Raw genomic sequence first — 21,116 nt, 5'->3', positions numbered from 1 at the left:
TCTCCCTCTGATATTTAATGCTCTTTAGGAAAAGTATTATCTTCTCCTCAGCCAAGGCAGGCTGAAATGAATTATTCCCATTGTCATAATGACGCATATTTAATGAAGGATCTTGTAATGAAAAAAATTATCGCCCTTGCGCCTGTCGCTCTGATGTTAGGTTTGGCAGGTCAGGTTCAGGCTGCAACTCAGGCTGATGTCCAGTTGCAAGGGTCTATTGTAGACACCACTTGTGAAGTGACTGCAAATAACGGTGCTTCTACTCTGAACGTCGGTTCTTTCTCTAAAATCGCTTTCGACGCAGCGAAAAAACAGATTGGTGAAGAACCACTGCTGGTGTCTTTGAAAAACTGTAGCAAAGACGAAGCGGGTGCTTTACAGGTCAGCGGTATCGTTGCGACCGGTAACGAAACTGTGTTCCTGAGCGACGTTGCTCAGTCCGCAGGTTTCATGATGACCCGTGAAGACGGCACCACTCAAGTGACCAACAACACCAGCATCCCGGTTGTTGCTGATACGACTGGCGCACTGACTTATACCTTCAACACCGGTATGGCCGTGCTGGATAAGACTAACGTTGAGCCGGGTGCTTACCACGCGCCGATCAAAATCTCTTACGTGAGCAACTAAGCGTAAAGAACCTGAAGTACGGGACCCGTCGTAAGGCGCGAGCAGTACGGCAATAAGCGTCCGGAAAAGAGAGGTTCTATGAAACCTCTCTTTTTCATTTAACTGGCAGAGAACATTATGAAGTTTATTCACAAGTTAGGCGTTATTTTAAGCCTGGGGATATTATTGACCCCGCCAGCAATCGCAAGTATTGCGGTGGGTGCCTCCCGCATTATTTTTACGGCATCTGACAGCAGTCAGAGTATTGACATTAATAACCGATCTCATAATCAACCTTATCTTATTAATGTCGGTATTTCAGAAAGTCTCTCAGCGAAATCATCGAACAGCGTGTTCATGCCAACCCCGGCGTTATTTCGCATCGAGCCTGATTCCGCTAATAAAATCCGGATCCTGAAAAAATCCAATTCTCTGCCGGGTGACCGGGAGTCGGTCTTTTATTTAAATATTCTGGCGATCCCGACCGGTAAAACAGGTCAGGAAAATAATGACAATAAAGTCGGTGGCACCTTGCAGGTGGCGACCGGTAATACCCTGAAGCTGTTCCATCGTCCGGATAACCTGCCGATGACGCAAAAAGAAGCGATGGGCAAATTGCAGTTTTCCAGAGCAGGCCAGAGCGTGAAGGTGTCGAATCCGACGCCGTATTTTATCTCGCTCAACAAACTGACGATTGACGGCAAAAAGATCCCGCTCGATGTGATTAAAGGCACCAGCATGATTGCGCCCTTCGCATCAAATAATTATCCGGTGACAGCCGGGCAGGGCAAAGCCGAGTGGGCAGCGATTAACGATTTTGGCGGTGTGGAGACGTTCCGTGGCACGGTTAATTAAACAGGTTTCATCAGCACTTTTGCTGATTTTATCCGGCGTTTCTGCCGGTCAGGCACTGGCTGCCACCACTGACATTAAAGCCACGGTAATGGATGGCAATTGTCAGGTGGCGATCGACACGCCGACGCTCAAATTCGACACAAAAGATGTTACGCAATTTGCGACCGGTACCGCCGCCATTCTGCCACTGGCGGTCAGCGTGAACTGCGAAGGAATGCAGGGCAAAACGCCGTCGCTGACTGTGTCCGGGGAATCCGCTCAGCTCAGCGACACACAGCTGTTTCGCTCGGCCAGTTCAACAGCGAAGTACGTTGGTTTTATGCTGAAAAAAGGCACGCTGAATAACCTCAGTGATTTTTATAACGCGGCCGGTACGGTTGCGCCCGGCGATTCGGTGGCGATCACTCAGGATGACGGCACATCTGTGCAACCTTTTTCGGTGGGACTGGTGCGCAGCGCCGGTGATCCGCTGCTGACGGCGGGTGCGGTCAGCGCAAAAATCACCTTCGCCTTTATTTTCCCTTAACGCTTTCAACAGACAGACACCATGAAAAATCACATTTCTTTATCAGGACACCACGTTGCCCTGAGGGCTTCGCTTTGCCTGTGCCTGCTGGCGATGGCGGGTCACGCGGCGGCGGCAACAGAGGTGCAGTTTACGGCCACATTCCAGGCGCCGACCTGCCAGGTTTCCGCGCCGCCGGTGCTGGATTTCGGCGCGGTGCAGTCTTCCGGTATCCGCAGCGGCGACAGCCTGGCCAATCCGTTACCGCTGACGGTGACCCTGTCGCAATGCGCCGGTTTTGTCGGTGCGGTGCAAAAACCTGTGGTGAAAGTGTCGGGAACCGGCAACACAAGTTCCGGCGATTTTCTGTTCCTGCAACCGGCGTCCTCACAGGTGGTGAATTACGGCGTACGCATCGTGAACGCGACGGGTGATGTGGTGAACAACACCACGTTGCTGCCGGTGCCGCTGAACGCCACCAATTTTGACGGCGGCAACGTCAGCATTCCGCTGAAAGCAGCGCTGTCCTGTGGCACCAAATGCAGCGATGCCGCTACCAAAGGCGGCACGCTGAACGCCAGTGTCACCTTTGATTTCGCCTATCAGTAAGGGGTTTTCTGTGCAGTTTATTTCTCTTTTAGTACGCCGTGCCGCACTCATTTTAATGGGCATTGTGACGCTGATTCAGGGCGCTTTTGCCGCTGATGGGGGGATCAGCCTCAGCCGTACGCGGGTGATTTTTCAGTCAACCGACAGCGCCCAGACGCTGACCGTGCAAAACCACGGTTCCCGGCCTTATCTGGTGCAGTCGGCGGTCGTCGGGTCACCGCAAGGCCGTGAAGTTGCGCCTTTTCTGACCACGCCGCCGCTGTTCCGACTGGAAGAAAATAGCAAAAACACCCTGCGCATTTTGCGTAAGGACGATGCGGCGCTGCCTGCTGACCGTGAGTCGGTGTTTTATTTCACCGCGATCGCCGTACCGGCGATGACGGAACCGAAAGAAGCGGAAGACGCCTCGCTGGCGGCGCGGATTTCGGTGGGTATTCAGAACACCATCAAGCTGTTTTACCGCCCTGCAGGGCTGCCGATGACGGCGGAGGAAGCGCAGGGGCGTCTGACGTTTCATCTTCAGGACGGCAGCATCGAGGTAAGAAATCCGACGCCTTACTTCCTGACGTTTTCACGTCTGGCGTTTGATGGCCACGACGTGGCGGTGCGAGACGTTGTGCCGATGATCCCGCCATTCTCGCAGGCCAGTTATCCGGTGAGTGGTCAGGTTAAGCAGGCGCAGTGGACGGTGATTAATGATTACGGCGGCAACAGCCCGCTATTTTCAGCCGCTGTGCAGAACGGAGGGAAATCATGACGTTTTCGCTGAAAGTGCCGCTGCTGATTGCCGCGCTGGCATTGGCATTGCCGTGTGTTGCCGCGCCGGAACAGCCTTCCGGCCTGTCGATCAATCAGTTCCGCCTTGTGTATCCGGCATCGGAAACCAAAGGCATCACCTGGTCAATGACCAATAACACCCACCGTGCGTATCTGATGCAGTCATGGGTGCGGCCGCTGGATTTGGCCACCGGTTTACCGGCGACAGAACAAGACGATAAAGCGCCCGCCACGGCCATTCCGCTGCTGGTGACGCCGCCGTTAAAACGTGTTGATCCGGGTGAACAGCTCCAGCTGCGCATCCGTCTTACCGACATGACGCTGCCGCAGGACAGGGAATCAGTGTTTTACCTGTCGGTAAAAGGCATCCCGTCGGTGCCGGATAAAGACAACCAGACCGGCGGCCAGCTGGTGGTCGCGGTGGTCAACAACATGAAGTTGTTCTACCGACCGGAAGGTTTACCGCCAGGCGGCGTCACTAAGGCGTCTGAACAGCTGCGTTTCAGCCTGCAAGGGGATGCGCTGGTGGTGGATAACCCGACGCCGTTTTACCTCAACTTCAGCCAGCTGAAAGTGGGTGGAAAAACCTTACCGGCAGCCGATCTGCGCAAGCTGGTACCGCCGAAAGGGCAGCAGCGCTATCCCGTCCCTGAAGGGACGCGGGGCGAGGTGGAGTGGCAGGTGATCGGCGAAGACAGCCGGGTGACGTCCGTCCAGCGTAAGCCATTGTAAGACCGGGGAAATCCGGAACCGCTAATCATATATTACATAGCAGGGAACGACCTTGAGTAAGAAATTGACATCCTGTTTAAGGACTAACGGAATGGCAGCCAGCACCCGCGCCTTCCCGCGCAAAACGCTTGCGCTGTTTGTATTAATGAGCTGCCAGAACGCGTGGGCAGCGGATTACTTCGATCCTGAATTGCTCTCGCTGGGAAGCGGCGCATCGGATGTCGATCTCTCCGCGTTTTCCCTGGCTGGCGGCGTGGCGGAAGGGAAGTATCCGGTCACTATCTTCGTCAACCAGCGTGAAGCGGTCTCCCGCGAACTGGTGTTCGGCAAAAACGCCCACGGCAATATTGCGCCTGAACTGTCGCCGGAGTTGCTTGGCGCGCTGGGCGTGAATGTGGATCAGCTGCCTGCATTTAAAGGCTTAGCGAAAGACAAACCGGTGGATGATCTGACAGCGCTGGTTCCGCAATCTACGGTGAAATTCGATTTATCCCGCCTGCGGCTGGACGTCAGTATCCCGCAGGTGGCGATGCAGCCGGGCAGTGACAGCCAGACGGATCCGTCACAGTGGGACGACGGCATTCCGGCGATGTTGTTTAACTACAACGTCAGTGCCGGTCGCAATGAGCAGACGCTCAACAGCGATACCCGCGTGAATAACAACCTGTTTGCCAACGTGCAGACCGGCGCAAACGCCGGTGCCTGGCGGCTGCGCAGTACGCTGACGCACAGCCACACTGATACTAGTGGTAGCAGCAGTAATAACGACAGTACGCATTTTTCCAATACCTATTTGTCGCGCGATATCCGTGACTGGCGTTCTCGCGTGACCATGGGCGAATCCAATACCGGCAGTGACGTGCTGGACGGCGTGCCGTTCCGCGGCGTGCAGCTGAATTCGTCCGAACAGATGATGCCTTCGCGTCTGCGCGGTTTTGCGCCGCTGATCACCGGCGTAGCCAGCAGTAACGCCCGCGTGACCGTGCGTCAGAACGGCTACGTGGTATATGAAACCTACGTCGCACCGGGCCCGTTTGAAATTAAGGATCTGTATCAGGCGGGATCCTCCGGTGACCTGGACGTGGCAGTGACCGAAGCCGATGGCAGCGTGCACAGCTTCGTGGTGCCGTATTCCTCCCTGCCGGTGATGCTGCGACCGGGCGCCATGAAATATGAAGTGACCGCCGGACGTTATGACGGCGGTACGACGCAGGGCTCACGCGAATCAGAATTCGTGCTGGCGACGCTGATTTATGGCTTACCAAAAAACCTGACGCTGTACGGCGGTCTGCTGGGCTCGCAAAACTACAGTGCGCTGAGCATGGGTTCAGGTATTTCGCTGGGCGATCTTGGCGCAATGTCTGTGGACGGCACTTTCTCCAGCACGAAGCTGGAAGAAGAAGATCGTCAGGCGGGCGGTTCATGGCGGGTGCGTTACTCCAAAAGCATGCTCACCACCGGCACTTCGTTTGACCTGACCGCGCTGCGTTATTCCACCCGAAATTATTACAGTTTCGCAGAATACAACAGCATGGGTTATGCGCAGAAGGATGCTGTGTCGCCGTGGACGATGAGCCGCCGGCGCAGCAGTTTCCAGACGCAGGTAACACAGCAACTAGGGGATTATGGCTCTGTGAGCCTGCGCGGCAACCGTGATGATTACTGGGGGTCGACCAAAACGCTGACCAGCCTGTCATCCGGTTACAACGGCAGTTATCACGGCGTCAGCTACGGCGTGTATTACACCGTGGATCGCATGAAAGGAAACGGCGACTGGCCGGAAAACCGTCAGGTTTCCTTCAACATGAGCGTGCCGTTCAGCATCTTCAGCTATTCGTCTGCGTTGCAAAACACCTACGCCACCAGCCAGATATCTCATGACAACCACGGACGCACGCAGAATCAGGCGGGGATTTCCGGCAGCAACCAGAACGGCGCGTTGTCGTACAGCGTGATGCAGGGCTGGGGCAATCAGGATCAGGCCAGTAACAGCAACCTGAATCTAGGATATCAGGGCAGCAAGGGCAACGTTTCTGCGGGTTACGGTTACTCAAACGACATGCGCTCGATGAACGTCAACATGAGTGGCGGCGCGGTGGCCCATGCGCAAGGTGTGACGCTGTCACGTCCGTTGGGCAGTTCGGTGGCGCTGGTCAGCGCGCCGGGTGCGGAAGGCGTCAGCCTGTCTAATGGCGGTGGCAAAACCGATTCGCGCGGGTTCGCCGTGGTGCCGTATCTGTCGGATTACAGCCGCAACAACGTCGGTCTCGATCCGAGCACGTTACCGGACAACGTCGATTTGCCGCAAAACCAGAAAGTGGTGTACCCGACCAACGGCGCGGTGGTGAAAACTGACTTTGCCACGCGTATCGGTTATCAGGTGCTGATGTCCCTGACGCGGGCTGGCGGAGCAGGCGTGGTGCCGTTTGGTGCCACCGCATCACTGCTGGAAAACGCAGGTCGTGAGGAAATCACCGGCATCGTCGGCGATAACGGCCAGGTGTATCTGACCGGCCTGCCGGAAAAAGGCCAGCTGGCGGTGTCGTGGGGCAAAGGCAACGATAAACAGTGCCGCGTCAGTTATGACCTGAAGGGGCTGAAACCGACGGCACAAATGCCGGTTATTCAGCTGAACGGCGAATGCCGCTGATAAACGGCCGCGCACCGTTGCGCGGACTTAATGCACACCAATTTAAGGAGCAGTCATGACTGCAAGGATGTTATTGGGGTCTGTGGCTCTGATGTGGGGAATGAACTGCGCTGCACTCGAGCTGAAATCGGGTTATCAGGTGGTCAGTGACGTGGTCAACACCCGGCTGACGTGGACCGAGGGCGATACCATTCCGGGCAATAAACCCGGCTGGTATTACTCACAAAACGTGGTGCCTTTTATGGCATCAGGTGTCGCGGGCACCGTGGTGGTTTCCCCCGTGCCGGTGCCCAGCGGGGAATGCGCATCGATGTATCCGATGAAATCCTATGACGGCTATCGCGGTTATGAGATTTCTCCCGGCATTCTGATGATCCCGTTCGGTTCCATATCCGGCCAGATTGTCATTAATTCCGGCACCATGAACCCGACTACCACCGGCGGCACGTTTACCCCTAACGGCGCGCCGGATCTGAACACCGTGTCGTCCGCGTCATGGGACAAATCCGGCAACGGCAGCGGCGACGTCAGTATTCGCACCGACTGTCTGGGGGTGATGACCACCCTTAATCAGTCGTTTGGCGCGGTGGAAATGAACAGCGGAGGCGGCTCGCAGTCGGCGATGGGTTACGGCGTCTATGTACAGCCGGGAGCCGCCAAAATGGCAGCAAAAACCGTCTATGCACAGGCCGCGCGTGGCTACCGCTGGAACGTCACGCCGGCGACCTTTGACCGGCGTATTCTGTCGCTGGCGTGGAGTGGCATGGACTGCACGGTGAATTCAACGCCTGCGATTGCTTTTGGAGATATCACGCCGGATGACCGCAAGGTCGCGGTGAACTCCTCGGTGGATGTGACGTGCAGTAATCCTTCCGGCACCGCGCTGCCGGTGTCCTATTCGGTGCTGCCTAAAACACAGGCCGGTGACCATTTCAGCATCCCGATGATGTCGGCCAGCGGCACCGTTGACGGCGATGTGCGCGGTTTTCTGGGCGCATCCGCGACCACAGAAGCCGGTTGTGCAGACCGCACTTCCTCACTGCCGATGGACGGCACGAAAGTCAGCCTGCACACGGTCACTACCAGCACGAACTGGTCTGATCCACTGGTCTGGGTGTTATGCCCGCGGACGACCGCAGAACCCGGTCCGGCCACGGCGGCGGTGACTCTTGACATGAGCTGGTAATCAACCTCATCGGGCCAGATTTTAGTCTCTACAAAATTATTGATATAGGAAATAAGATGTCTGTTTTTATGCGTTTTTTGGCGAAAGCCTTCCGCCGACGCGGGATCACCTGCATGGCCGCTTTTGCCCTGTTGTCATGTCAGCAGGTCTTCGCGGTGAACCTTCCGCAGGGTTACACCCGGATGGGAACCTGGGCACCGACCATCAACGGGGCCTCGAACGGTCCTTATAAACAATCCACTGCGCTGGTCTACAGCTGGGGCTGGAAACTGTCGGCCTGGAAAAGCGTGCCGAATGACTCCGATGCCGCAACCTGCTCAATAGCAGGCGAGTCCTACACCACCATAGACGGCTGGTCGGGCTATCAGATCCAACCGGGCGTGCTGATTGTCCTGACCGGCAGCCTGAACGCGACAAGCATTACGGCGACGCCGACCGCCAACGCCAACGTGATCACCGACACCTATTCCGCCACCTGGGACAGTAAAGGGGCCATCACCACTGACTGGCAGACGCCGGGCACCGCGTCGCAGTGTGCGGGGATAAAGCGCACGGTCAGTGGCAACTTCTACAGTCTGGACGGATCCATCACCTCGCTCAATGTGACCTACGGGGTGTATGTGTCGCCAACGGCTGCGGCAGGGCCGTTACCGACGACCTATATGGTGCTGCATAAAACCAGCGGCTCCAACAGGGAGTACGCACTGAACTTCAGCAACCTGGTGGTGACCAAGACGCAATGTACGATGAACACTGCGGCGGTCGTGCCATTCGGTGATGTGACGCCGGGTCATGCAACGGACGGCAAGGGGATTGCGGTGCAGTCTTCGCTGAATGTGAACTGTACTAACGACGCCGGTACCAGCACGGATATCACCTATTCTGTGACGCCGAAAACCCAGGCAGGCGACGATTACACGCTGCCGATGATCTCGACCGCAGGCGGCAGTGTTGCGGGTGATATCCGCGGATTTATGGGCACAAACGCCAGCGCAGAGGCCGGATGTACCACCAGAGGCTCGTCCATGCGTATGGATAGCAGCAAAGCGGCGCTGCGGACGGTGTCTTCCACGCAGTCCTGGTCTGACAATCTGGTGTGGGTGTTGTGTCCGCGCCCGACGGCAGAACCCGGACCGGCCACGGCGGCGGCGACTCTGGATATCAACTGGTAACACACCTTCATTACGGATAACAAAAAAGGCGGACTGCATCACAGCAGGCCGCCTTTTTCGTTATCGGGTAAAGCCACAGAGGAAGGAAAAGGGCGCGCAGATCAGCGCAGGGGAAGGGCGTGCATAAGCTGGTGAAAGAAAACCGACGCCTCGACCGGCTTTGAGAAGAAATATCCCTGAAAGTGACTGACGCCCAGGGTGGCGAGCTTTTGTCGCTGTGCGTCTGTTTCCACGCCTTCGGCGATGGTCAGGCAGTGCAGTTCCGTTGCGACGGCTATAATGTTGCGCACAATCGCTTCTTTCACCGGGTCGGCTTCAACACCGGCCGTGAACATTTTATCGATCTTGATATAGCGCGGGCGAAACTGCATCAGATAATGGTAGTTAGCATTACCCGTTCCAAAATCATCGACAGAAAGATCAACGCCCAACAGCGCGAGGCTTTTGCACAGATCTTTCACCAACGTCGTATCTTCAACCGCTTCTCTTTCGGTGATTTCCAGCCCGATACGTAAATCCCGCTGCGCCGTATCCCTTTTGAACGCTTTGCAGAGATTCACAATGGCGTGATTTTTAAAATCTGCCGCAGAGACGTTAAAGAATAACGTGGTCTCAGGGCGACAGATAAATGCCATCGACATCACAGTGCGGGCGACGGACTGAATGCCTGACTCTGTGATGCGGGAAATAAGCCCGTTTTTCTCGGCAAGCGGAATAAAATAGTCAGGAGAAATATTTCCAAGCGCGGGATGGTGCCAGCGCATCAATACTTCGCCCGCCACCGTTTCACCGGTTCGGGCATCCACAATGGGCTGAATAAAAGGCATCAGCTGGTGTTTATTGATGGCCCTGCGCAACATAAAAAGCAATGCGTGCGGCTGCGCCAGCGTTTTGTCCGACAGAGCAGACAGTAATCCGGAATTGAATATCCGTTTAAAAATACGCATGGCGCACCGTTATGTAATGACAGGACGTGAGGTTGTAATGCATTGCGCATAAACATTATATAAACGATATCCCGTTGCCGGGATATTTCAGACGGAAACTACAGGCGTAGTCATTGACGCACATAAAAATAATCTGAGGCCGATGTTGATCTTTTGTTAAGTGTGTAAAATCTGCCGGACGTAAACGAAATATTGTGGTGAATTCTGCAAGGTATTTTCACTAAGAAAAATCCATTTTTGAAATTATCCTAAGTTTTGGCTATCAAACCACTGCGGATTTTAACGTAAGGCTGACTCTGCGGCGTGGTGATAAGTGCCGCGCAAAGATTATATATTGGTGGTTTGCACTATTTAATGCGGTAAAGTGCAGTCTGATGTCCTTTCGTCATGAAAAATCAAGATGAATTGAACGTTTTTAAATTGAAAGAAAATTCCTATTACTTTAGTAGTGTCAAAAATTTGTGGTTTCTGTAAATTCTATAAAAGGAAATGAAGCGAATTACTGACAGTTAAATAGGGTAAAAGGAACTACGGAAAGGGAATTTATATGGACTTATCAGACTCCGTGATTTCTGGTGATTATTTTTTTATCTTCGGCTTCAGCGCGTTATTATCGCGGGAACTGATTGATGAGAATTATTATATCGTCGATGTGGAGACCACCAGTTATGCGCAGGTGACCGATTCTGTCTGCCAGGGACGAAAGATTTTCGCTTTTATCTCCAATGATGTGGATTATTACGCATTGCAACATCTGGAGAATGTGACACTGATTGACCGGCGCAGTCCGGTAAAAGAAGTGCTGTCATGTTTACTGGTGAATAATTCACGTTTTAATTATCACGTGAAATATAAACTTTCTGCGCGGGAAAATGAAGTATTGACCTGTATGCAGCAGGGGCTGGATACGCAACAAATTGGTGAGCGATTGGGGATGAACATGAAAACGTTTTATGCCCATCGCACCCGCATGATTAACAAATTACAAATCAGCAATCGTATTACGTTATACAAAAATATTGCCAGACACAGAGCAATAAGCTGACGGCGTAAGGCGCGGTACTACGCCGGGATCCCCATTCTAAGGACGGAAAAGCAGGTGGCATCACTCATTTTTATTTCAATAAAATGGAGCTGTCTCAATGAAATCAATTCATCATATTCCCCCGCATGAATTCTGGTACCAAACCCCGGCAGGCTGGGCCTCTGAAGCAGGGGGCACGACCGGCAGCGGCGAAAAACCTGAGCTTTCCTATTACGCCACGAATATCGGCGAACTCCGGCAGGCCATTGAGGAGTCCGGCGACCGTCCGAAACGCATCTGGATTGGCGGGCTGATTGACGCCAGCGGCGGCGTGCCTTATCTCAACCGTCAGGATCAGTCCCGGCGCGGCAGGATATTTATCGGCAGTAATACGACGCTGATGGGTATCGATGAAAATGCCCGGTTCGTTGAAAGCGCGCTGATTATTCAGGATGTCAGCAACGTCATTATTCATAATATTTACATCGAAAATCCTGTCGACGTCGATCCTCAGTTTGAAGAGGGCGATGGCTGGAACGCGGAATGGGACGGGCTGAGTATCATTCGCGCCCAGCATGTCTGGGTCAGCAATGTGACATTCAGCGACGGGCGTTTTACGATGGACATGTATAAAACCGTCGATGGCTGGAAATACGTCCAGCACGACGGTTCTCTGGATATCAAACGTGCCTCGGATTACGTCACCGTTTCGCACTGCGTTTTCACCCTGCACGATAAAACGATTCTCATCGGCCACAGCGACAACAATGACGAAGAAGACGCCGGCAAACTGCGCGTGACCTTTCACGACAATCTGTTTACCCGTGTGGTACAGCGCACACCACGCGTGCGTTTCGGCAATGTTCATCTGTTTAACAACGTGTTTGATAATGATGTCGCCGATCCGATATACAAATATCAGTACAGTTTTGGCATCGGAAAAGATTCCAGAACGTTGTCCGAACTGAACGTATTCAACGTGAAAGGGCAGACGGTTGCTTGCAGATTGTTCAAGGGGTTTGGCGGCGAATATTTGTCTGATTCGGGCTCGGTATTTAACGACACAACAGCGGATTTAAACGCCTGCGGTTTTAACACTACATCCGTCGTCAGGCCGCCCTATGACTATTTCCCGCAATGGGATCTGACGCCGGAGTTTGTCGATGCGGTAAGACGTTCAGCGGGAAACATGCTGGATTACCGCGTTCTGGTGTAAAAAAAATGCCCTGCGATCCATATGCAGGGCATTTCTTCCTGGCGACGTGCTAACTCGTCACTCTCCCAATTCAACCTCCACCCTGTGTTCAACGCCATCATCGTTGAGTGGGATCTTGTCACCGGCAAGCGGTGTGCCATCCAGCGTGACGCAATATTCTCCGGTACTGCGGCGGACGGTGATCAGATAACGGCTGCTGCCCTGCTGGTAGGTGACGGTGATTTCCGGCCAGTCCTGCGGGAGTTTACTGTGGATCGAAATGGCGTCGCCGTGGCGGGTGATGCCGAGCAAAGATTCGGTGATCAGGCGATACGTCCAGCCTGCGGAGCCGGTGTACCAGCTCCAGCCACCGCGCCCGCTGTGCGGATCCACCGAGTAAATATCGGCGGAAATCACATAAGGTTCGGCTTTGTAACGACTGACGGCCTCCGGCGTCAGACTGTGATTGACCGGGTTAATCATCGACATCAATTGCCACGCGCGTTCGGTGTTGCCCTGTCTGGCAAAAGCCATCACCGCCCAGATTGCCCCGTGCGTGTATTGCCCGCCGTTCTCGCGTACGCCCGGCAGATAACCGCGAATATAACCCGGATTCGGCCCGTTGCCGTCGAAAGGTGGCGTCAGCAGTTTGATCAGCCCCGCGTCGCGGTCCACCAGATATTTGTCCACCGACTGCATGGCGCTGGCGGTACGTTCCGGTGTGCCTGCCCCGGAAAGCACTGACCAGCTCTGAGCGATGGCGTCAATCTGGCATTCCGCATTGACGTGCGAACCAAGCGTTTCACCGCTGTCGAAATAACCGCGCAGATACCATTCGCCGTCCCAGGCATGATCGTTGAGATTTTGTTTAAGCCGCGCCGATTCTTCGCGGCACAAGGTGGCGGTGGCGGTGTCCTGACGGATTTCCGCCAGTTCGCCGTAGCGTTGCAGCACGTCATACAGGAAGAAGCCCAGCCAGACGCTTTCCCCGCGCCCGCCCAGACCGACCAGATTCATGCCGTCGTTCCAGTCGCCCGCGCCCATCAGCGGCAGACCGTGTTCACCCATTTTCAGGCCATGTTTCAGCGCGCGTATGCCGTGCTGCCACAAGCTTTCGCGGGTTCCGCTGACCACCGGTTGTTCGTAAAACGACTCTTCGCCCGGAGCCAGTAAACGTGCCTCAAGATACGGCACCTGTTCTTCTGCAATCGCGTGATCGCCGGTCACCGCGATGTAATGGCTGATGGCCAGCGGCAGCCACAAATAGTCATCGGAACAGCGGGTGCGCACGCCATTACCGGTTGGCGGATGCCACCAGTGCTGGACGTCGCCTTCGATAAATTGCCGTGACGCGCACAGCAGGATCTGCTCGCGCATACGTTCCGGCGCGGCGTGAGTCAGCGCCAGCGTATCCTGTAACTGATCGCGGAAACCAAATGCGCCGCCGGACTGGTAATAACCGCTGCGCGCAAGGATCCGGCTGGCGAGGGTCTGATAAATCAGCCAGCCGTTAGTCAGCAAATCGACTGATTTATCCGGCGTGGTGATCTGAATTTTATCCAGCACCTGATGCCAGTGGTGATGAATTCTGTCCAGCTCAGCCTGCGCGGCGCCTTCCTGGAAGAACTGATGGATTAAGGCTTCGGCCTCACCGGCGTTTTGCCCCAGACCGAGGGCGAAAATAAAGGTGCGCTGATCGCCGTCGATGAGCGTGGTGGCGGACTGAACCGCACCGCACGGATCGAGCATTGCGCCGGTTTTATCCGACAGCCGCTGATTTTTCATTGCAGCGGGCGCGGCAGTTGACCCTGTGCGCCCGAGGAACTCACGACGATCGCCGCTCACCGAGCAGTGCGCGCCGGTTACGGCGAAGAAGGCGGTGCGCGGGGAGCCGTTACTGGTGTAATGGTTGGTCGCCAGCACGCCGCAACCCTGAGCCACGTGTGCCGCTGAGGTAACGATGTGCATAGCCGATTTGGCGCGTAAATCCGCCATCACCCATTCGGCATAACCGGTCACAGACAGCCTGCGTGGCCGCCCCGAGACGTTGGTCAGCGTCAGCATAATCAGTTTCACCGGCGCATGTTCCGCCACTAATACCGTCATTTCGCTGCTGATCCCGTGTCCGGTATGCTCGAAAACGCTGTAGCCAAAACCGTGGCGTGTCACATAGCCGCCATTACCACGCACCGGTAACGGTGCCGGTGACCAGACGCTGCCGGTTTCCTCATCGCGCAGATAGAACGCTTCACCGGAGCTGTCGCTGACCGGGTCGTTTTCCCACGGCGTCAGGCGGTATTCGTGGGCATTTTCAAACCACGTATAGGCCTGTCCGCTTTCTGAAATCACCGTCCCGAAACCGGCATTCGCCAGCACGTTTGACCACGGCGCAGGCGTATTCTGACCTTCGTTGAGCACAATCTGATATTCACGTCCGTCCGGCGAGAATCCGCCCAGACCGTTGAAACAGGTCAGGTCACGTGGCGCTGCGGCAACCGGCGTATTGTCGGTGACGGTGCGTACCGGCAACAGAGCAGGCAGTGAGACGTGTGGCAATTGCATACGCAGGTTGAGCTGATCGTCCAGCGAGCCGCGGCGGTCGTCGATCACCACCCGCGCCACACTCATCAGCAGTGTGCGGTCTTCCTGCGTCAGTTGTTCGCCATTGCGGACAAAAATTCCCCCCGGAATATCGGTCTGACTGGAGCCCGCGCCGGAAGCGACCAGGCTGAGGATCTGATTTTGCAACGCCTGCTGATAGCCGCCGGAGTCATTGCATAACAACACCAGATCGACCTTCAGCCCTTTGAGACGCCAGTAGTTGTGCGCGCGGATAAGTTGCGTCACCAGCCCGATATTTTCATCGCTGTTCAGGGTGAGCAGCACGATCGGCAGATCGCCGGAAAGCGATTGCCCCCACAGACCGGATTGTCCGCGGCGGTTGGCGGCCACGGTCTGCGCATCGCCGCGCAGTTCCTGACTGGCGAAAACCAGCGCACCGGCCAGACGGTTATACAATCCCGCGTCGTCTTCGGTGGCATTCAGCTGGCGCAGCACCACCTGACTGTGCGACCAGGCGATTTCGAATACCCGATCAGCAATATGATGGTCACGGTATTTTTCCAGCAGCATCAGACTTTGCAGCCGTGTTTCGGAAATGCCGTACACCATATCGATAATCACCGGCACGCCGGGTTTCAGGGTGATGCGCTGGCGGATGGACATCACCGGATCCAGCACCGCACCGGCGCTGTTCGTGAGCGGTCCGCCCTGACGCAAGGCCTGCGGGCTGGCCGCGGTATTGCCGCGTCCGATAAAGGCCGACCGGTCGGTTTCAAACGACGTTTCCCGTTCGAAAGAGCCGTGGATTGCCATCATATGGAACATCCACGGGCACTGTTCTTCCGGTTCACGCGGACGGCGGTGGCACAAAATCCCTTCCTGTGCGGGCACCAGTTCGGTCTGCACAAACAGATTGCTGAAGGCCGGATGCGCGGTGTCATTGGCGGCTGGCGCCAGTACCACTTCGGCATAGGTGGTGATTTCCAGCTCACGCGGACGGCGGCCATGATGCGTAACCGTCATGCGGCGGATTTCGACGTCATCTTCCGGCGAAACCACGATGTGGGTTTGCATGGTCAGCGAACCCTGTGTGCGTTTGAATTCCGCACCGAAATCGTTCAGCACCGCGTGATAGGTGCCTTTCTGTTTACCGAGCGGTTGCCAGGTATTGCTGTAGACCGCGCCGGACTCCGGATCGCTGAGATAGCAGAAAATCCCGCGGTTATCGCGCGTTGCATCTTCCCGCCAGCGGGTCAGCGTCAGGTCTTTCCAGCGGCTGACGCTGCCACCGGCCTGCGTCACCATCAGATGGTAATTCGTGTTAGACAGCAGCTGAATTTCCGGCGAGGCACTGCTGGTGTCGGTGAATTCGCGCAACTCAATGTTCACTTTTTGCAGCGTGTTGTCATGAGACTCAAAGTGGCGACGCGGGCTGTAAAGCTCGACGGCATCCGGCACCCGTTCCTGCAACAACAGGCGTGCCGACTGGAACGCGGCATTGGCGGCGAAGCGTGCGGTCATCGGCGCGCCCAGCAGCACATTGCCCAGTGCCAGGAAACCCATTCCCTGATGGTGAGCCATGTAAGAGCGCACCACGATGTAAATCTGGCCGCGGATCAGACGCGACGGGCTGTAATCCAGCGCGTCGTAAAAGCCATATTCGCCACGCGCACCGCAATGTTCCAGTACGTTGAGATTGAGACAGGCTTCCTGCGGGCGGATCATCAGCGCCATCATGGTGGCATAAGGCGCGACCACCATGTCTTCACCAAGACCGCGCTTCAGGCCCAGACCGGGCACACCGAAGGCGTGATACTGATAATTCTGATTGAGGTCAAATGCCGCATAAGCGGATTCAGAAATCCCCCACGGCACGCTGTTTTCCTTACCCCAGGCGATTTGCCGGTCAACGGCGGTCTGACACATCTGCACCAGCAGGGTATCCGGATAGGCCGGCATCACCAGTTGCGGCATCAGGTATTCAAACATCGATCCGCTCCACGACATCAGCGACGGCTGTTTGTCGATCACGGTGAACAGGCGTCCGAGCGCAAACCAGCTTTTTTGCGGCAACTGGTTGGTGGCAATGGTGACGTAGTTGGTCAGACGAATTTCAGAAGGCAGCAGATCGTATTTCCCGCTGTCCAGTTTATGCGAGTCGCAGTTATATCCGACGGTCAGCAGATGGGTATTCTTGTCGTACAGGAAGCGGAAATCCATGCGCGCATGGTCATTAAGGCGCTGTTCAAGTTCGCCGATAATGTCCAGACGCTGCCGTGCCAGACCGATCGCGCGGGAAAGCGCCGGTGCCGTACGGGCATCCTGTTGCGCCAGCCATTGCAGCGAGGGGAGCGGTGCGTTTTGCGCCTCCGGCGACAATTCTGCGTAAAAATCTGACCACGCCTGCAGACCGGCATCAAGTTGCTGCGCCAGTCGTTGCAGCCAGCCTTCTGCGGTGGCGGCGATCAGCGCACGCATCTCGCGCAGGCTCAAAATACTCTGCTCAGCTTTTTCACCCGCAGCCTGTTTCAGACTTTCGCGAAGCTTAGCCACCAGCGGGGCATCTGCCGGGATTTCCGCCATATTCAGCGTGTCTTCCAGCCCTTTTAGCCATGCCGGAAGATTGACGGCTGGTTGTTTTCGCCACAGACGTAAGCCGGTGCTCAGCGTCAGTAAATGCCCGGCCAGATTGCCGCTGTCTACACTGGAAATGTAGCGCGGATTGAGCGGCTGGAGCGTGCGTGTGTCGTACCAGTTATATAAATGTCCGCGATAATGCTCGAGTTTATCCAGCGTATCGAGCGTCAGCATCGTGCGTTCCAGCACTTCACCCTGGGTGAGATAACCAAAATCCCACGCGGTAATATTGGCCAGCAGCGACAACCCGATGTTGGTCGGCGAGGTGCGGTGCGCGATCACCGGCTGGGGGATTTCCTGGAAGTTATCCGGCGGCAGCCAGTTTTCTGTTTCATTCACGAAAACTTCAAAGAAGGACCAGGTCTGACGGGCAGCCTGACGCAGGTAAATCTGTTGTTGTGCGTCCAGATCCGGCACCTGGCGACGGGCGGGCTGACTGAGCCAGCATAAAATACGCGGCGCGATAAACCACAGCAGGCCGAGCGGGACGGCAAACCCCAGCAGCGGCGGACTTGCCTGCGCAGCGAGCAAAATGACCGCCACGCCTGCCAGCGGATTAGCCCACATGCGGCGGTAGAAATATCCCGGCGAATGCGCACGGGATTTCGCGCTGATATTGACGCTCGCCCACTCATGTAACTTGCGATGGCTGACACTGAGTCGCCACAGTGTCAGCAAAATCGCCTGCACCGAATAAACGGCTTCGTGCGGCAACGTCATCAGATTAAGCAACACGCGGGAAATCCGGCTGACGGTGGCCGATGCCACACTTTTCAGATGCGGAACCAGCGCCCGTCGTGGCCCTTTATTCAGCAGGTCTAACACCAGCGCCACCAGCGCCGGGAACAGCAGCATCACGGTAATAAAACCGAGCCAGTAAAGTTTGTCCGGCACCACCAGCAGCGTGGTGAAGATCAGAACCAGCAGGGCTGGCGCGACCAGACTGCGGCGCAGGTTATCGAACAGTTTCCAGCGGGAAAGCGTGGTCAGCGGATTACGGCAACGCGTCCCATCTTCCTGCGTGACATAAAACCCCAGCCAGTTAAGCAACTGCCAGTCGCCACGGATCCAGCGGGTTTTACGCGCTACGTCTGCCAGATAATGATCGGGATATTGCTCGTAAAGCACCACATCGCTGAGCATACCCGAGCGCGCGTAACAGCCTTCCAGCAGGTCGTGGCTGAGCACCAGATTTTCCGGGCAGGTATTGTCCGTGGCGCGGATGAACATATCGACGTCGTAAATACCTTTACCGACAAAAGAGCCTTCCCCGAATAAATCCTGATAGATGTCGGAAGACATCGACGAATAAGGATCGTTGCCCGGCACGCTGCTGCATAAAGCGGCGTAGCGTCCCTGACCGTTTTCCGGGATTTCCTCCGCCAGCCGTGGCTGGAGAATGGCGTAACCGGACACCACCCGATGACGTTTTTCGTCATACACCGGATGATTGAGCGGATGCGCCATTGCCGCGATCAGCTGATGAGCGGTGGCCCGCGGCAGCACGGTATCGCTGTCGAGAGTGATAACGTATTTCACCTGACGCAGATGCGCCTGCGTGCTGCCTTCGGTCAGCGAGAACGGCTCGCCTTCATCGCGCAGCCAGCGGTTAAGCGCATTCAGTTTGCCGCGCTTACGCTCATACCCCATCCATACGCCTTGTTTCTCATTGAGTTCGCTGTCGCGGTGCAACAGCGTAAACAGTGCGCCCTGCGCAGAGGGATAACGGCGGTTCAGCACCTGAATTTGCTGCACGGCAAAGGCCAGCAGGGCATCGTTATCCGCATTCTGCGGATTTACGCTGTCATGAAAATCACTGAGCAGCGCGAAATTCAGGTTAGGTAACACGTTGCCGAGATAACAAACTTCAAGGCTGCTGATCAGCGCCTCGATATTTTTGCGGCTGCCGAGCAGACACGGGATCACCACCAGTGTGCTGGCGGACGCGGGAATGCCACCGGCATATTCGAGGCGCGGCAGCGGTTGCGGCGTCCGGCTGCGGGTGGTGATTTCGCTGAGCAGATTGAGCGCGAACTGGCTGGCGACCAGCACCACCGGTACTAACAAACTCCACCATAACCAGTGCATAGGCGTATGGGCGGAACGGTAGAGCGCATCAGCGGTGACAGCGGTGGTCAGCAGCAACAGGCTGCCGAGCCACGAGAGAAGCGGTGTCTGGTTGAGGCGGCCACGCATGCGCGTCACCCATGAGAATCTGACATTCAGGTCTTTTTCGAGTGCCTTGCGCCCGGCGTCGATCAGGTAATAACCTACATGCCGTTGCTGTACGGCACCGCTCGACTGTTGCGCTAAGGCAATCGCGCGGCTGGCAACAAAGGCCTCGTCGTGGCGGGAGTTGCGCGAAAGGCGTTCTATCAGATGGCGGTAATTATCGCGGGTATCGAAGTGCATGGAGGCGTAAATGCCAGCGGGATCTTCATGCAGAATTTTCTCCACCACGCTGAGATTTTCAGCGAAATCCGCCCAGTCCATTTCGGTCAGCTGACGTAATCCCATAATGCTGTTGCTGACTGAAAGCTGGTTGGCCGCCAGTTGCTGATTAAATTTGTCGATCACTTCCCGCTGCGTCAGGCCGACTTCGCTCAGACGCTGTTCCACCCAGGTCAGCGGCAGCGCCAGTATTGAACCGTGTCCCTGCAGGCGGCGAACCAGTTCAGCGACAAACGCGCTGGTGCGCGGTGGATTGCTGCGTGCCATATCGGCAATCACGATGATCTGACTGGCCGGATCGTTCTCGGCGCTGTCTTGCAATTTATTGACCCAAAAATCGGCCAGATTGCGCTCCTGCTGGGCATTTGCCACTTCAATGCTGACGCGGCGCAGGTTCTCGATCAGCGCCAGACGCAGCATCCCCGGAAACGCCCACAATTCGCCGAGCGTCAGCTGTCGCACGCTCTGATAGGTGGAGAGAAAACGGGTGAGCGTGGTGATGTCCCAAAGTCCGTCGCTGTGGCTGACGACTTCGGTGGCGATATCATAAATGCGCGGGCAAAAATGCGGTGCGCCCAGTGAGGGCAGGCCTTTGCCGAAGTTTTTCGGCAGCAACTGACGAACGACGCGGATCTGTTCTTCGATCAGATAAAAGTTGTCGAGCAGCCATTCTCCGGCGGGCGTAATACTGGCTTTCTCGCCACTGCTGAGGATAAGACAGCTGCGGGTCAGGACTTTTTCGTTATCGTCGAGACGTTTAAGCAGGTAGTAGGGCAGTTTCTTACCGGAAAGCTTATGCGAGAGTGCCAGCTTGCCGCCAAAACGTTCCATCTGATCCGCTGAGAAGAGTTCGGCGCGGATAGGCGCGGGATTTTCCAGCGCGCTGGCCCGATGACGTCGGGTAATGACCGGAACAGGTGGTTCTCTTTTACTTTTAAACCAGTTAATCACAGCATTTTTCACGTCGACATACCTTACGCGAACCCGAAAAGGCAGTTGCCTGAGCTGCGATAAGAGTTCACACGAAGAGAATAGTGGGCAGAGGGCAGGGAGGCAGATCGAATTTGTCGCCGGGCGGGCGTCTCCCCTGAGCTTAGTCTCTTTTGAGGCGGAGCGTGGGTTTAGTTTCCAAAGTTGCTGACGTTTCAGCGCAGATCACTGCAAAATTAATGGGGATCGTGAAACAGCGCTGAAATTCGTTGTCA

General features: G+C 55.8%; 13 protein-coding genes. 11 read left to right on the top strand and 2 right to left on the bottom strand.

The genetic code is table 11. The features are described 5' to 3' along the window. Positions 1-117 precede the first annotated feature (117 nt). The 9 genes from ACJY2G_RS03910 (at position 118) to ACJY2G_RS03870 (ending at position 9,095) form a co-directional block, all read left to right on the top strand. On the top strand, positions 118-630 hold the full coding sequence (locus ACJY2G_RS03910) for a fimbrial protein (protein ID WP_113877683.1): 513 nt from the start codon (positions 118-120) through the stop codon (positions 628-630). A gap of 165 nt (positions 631-795) precedes the next feature. Next, positions 796-1,464 (top strand): fimbrial biogenesis chaperone, encoded by a 669-nt coding sequence (locus ACJY2G_RS03905; RefSeq protein WP_259274989.1) that lies wholly within the window; start codon positions 796-798, stop codon positions 1,462-1,464. Further along, positions 1,448-1,990 (top strand): fimbrial protein, encoded by a 543-nt coding sequence (locus ACJY2G_RS03900; protein WP_113877681.1) that lies wholly within the window; start codon positions 1,448-1,450, stop codon positions 1,988-1,990. Before ACJY2G_RS03905 ends, ACJY2G_RS03900 begins: the two co-directional genes overlap by 17 nt. 21 nt (positions 1,991-2,011) lie before the next feature. Next, on the top strand, positions 2,012-2,578 hold the full coding sequence (locus tag ACJY2G_RS03895) for a fimbrial protein (RefSeq protein ID WP_120509480.1): 567 nt from the start codon (positions 2,012-2,014) through the stop codon (positions 2,576-2,578). Positions 2,579-2,588: 10 nt separating this feature from the next. Further along, a complete protein-coding gene (locus ACJY2G_RS03890; protein WP_113877679.1) occupies positions 2,589-3,335 on the top strand; it encodes a fimbrial biogenesis chaperone in 747 nt (248 codons plus the stop codon). After that, positions 3,332-4,087, top strand: coding sequence for a fimbrial biogenesis chaperone (locus ACJY2G_RS03885; protein WP_430319514.1), 756 nt, complete (start codon positions 3,332-3,334; stop codon positions 4,085-4,087). The genes ACJY2G_RS03890 and ACJY2G_RS03885 overlap by 4 nt, the downstream gene beginning before the upstream one ends. Positions 4,088-4,178: 91 nt before the next feature. Further along, positions 4,179-6,737, top strand: coding sequence for a fimbria/pilus outer membrane usher protein (locus ACJY2G_RS03880; protein ID WP_430319515.1), 2,559 nt, complete (start codon positions 4,179-4,181; stop codon positions 6,735-6,737). Positions 6,738-6,792: 55 nt separating this feature from the next. Then, positions 6,793-7,923, top strand: a complete 1,131-nt coding sequence (locus ACJY2G_RS03875; protein ID WP_439291311.1) for a hypothetical protein — start codon at positions 6,793-6,795, stop codon at positions 7,921-7,923. A 56-nt stretch (positions 7,924-7,979) separates the two neighbouring features. Then, positions 7,980-9,095, top strand: a complete 1,116-nt coding sequence (locus ACJY2G_RS03870; protein WP_430319517.1) for a hypothetical protein — start codon at positions 7,980-7,982, stop codon at positions 9,093-9,095. A gap of 101 nt (positions 9,096-9,196) precedes the next feature. Here ACJY2G_RS03870 and ACJY2G_RS03865 read toward each other — a convergent pair whose 3' ends face one another. Then, positions 9,197-10,042 carry an EAL domain-containing protein gene (locus ACJY2G_RS03865; protein ID WP_430319518.1) on the bottom strand — a complete coding sequence of 282 codons (846 nt, stop codon included), beginning with the start codon at positions 10,040-10,042 and terminating at the stop codon, positions 9,197-9,199. A 547-nt stretch (positions 10,043-10,589) separates the two neighbouring features. On the opposite strand from ACJY2G_RS03865, the gene ACJY2G_RS03860 reads away from it, so the two are divergent. Further along, complete coding sequence (locus ACJY2G_RS03860; protein WP_430319519.1) at positions 10,590-11,087, top strand: helix-turn-helix domain-containing protein; 498 nt, start codon at positions 10,590-10,592, stop codon at positions 11,085-11,087. A 97-nt stretch (positions 11,088-11,184) separates the two neighbouring features. After that, positions 11,185-12,282, top strand: coding sequence for a pectate lyase family protein (locus ACJY2G_RS03855; protein ID WP_113877672.1), 1,098 nt, complete (start codon positions 11,185-11,187; stop codon positions 12,280-12,282). Between the two features lie 57 nt (positions 12,283-12,339). On the opposite strand, the gene ACJY2G_RS03850 is transcribed toward ACJY2G_RS03855, so the two are convergent. Beyond that, complete coding sequence (locus ACJY2G_RS03850; RefSeq protein ID WP_439291308.1) at positions 12,340-20,874, bottom strand: GH36-type glycosyl hydrolase domain-containing protein; 8,535 nt, start codon at positions 20,872-20,874, stop codon at positions 12,340-12,342. Positions 20,875-21,116: the final 242 nt, after the last annotated feature.

The organism is Rahnella sp. ATs2, assembly GCF_051851855.1.
In the GTDB taxonomy this organism is placed as follows: domain Bacteria; phylum Pseudomonadota; class Gammaproteobacteria; order Enterobacterales; family Enterobacteriaceae; genus Rahnella; species Rahnella variigena.
The sequence above is the reverse complement of the archived record's forward strand: the minus strand, read 5'-3'. Positions and strand labels throughout refer to the sequence as shown.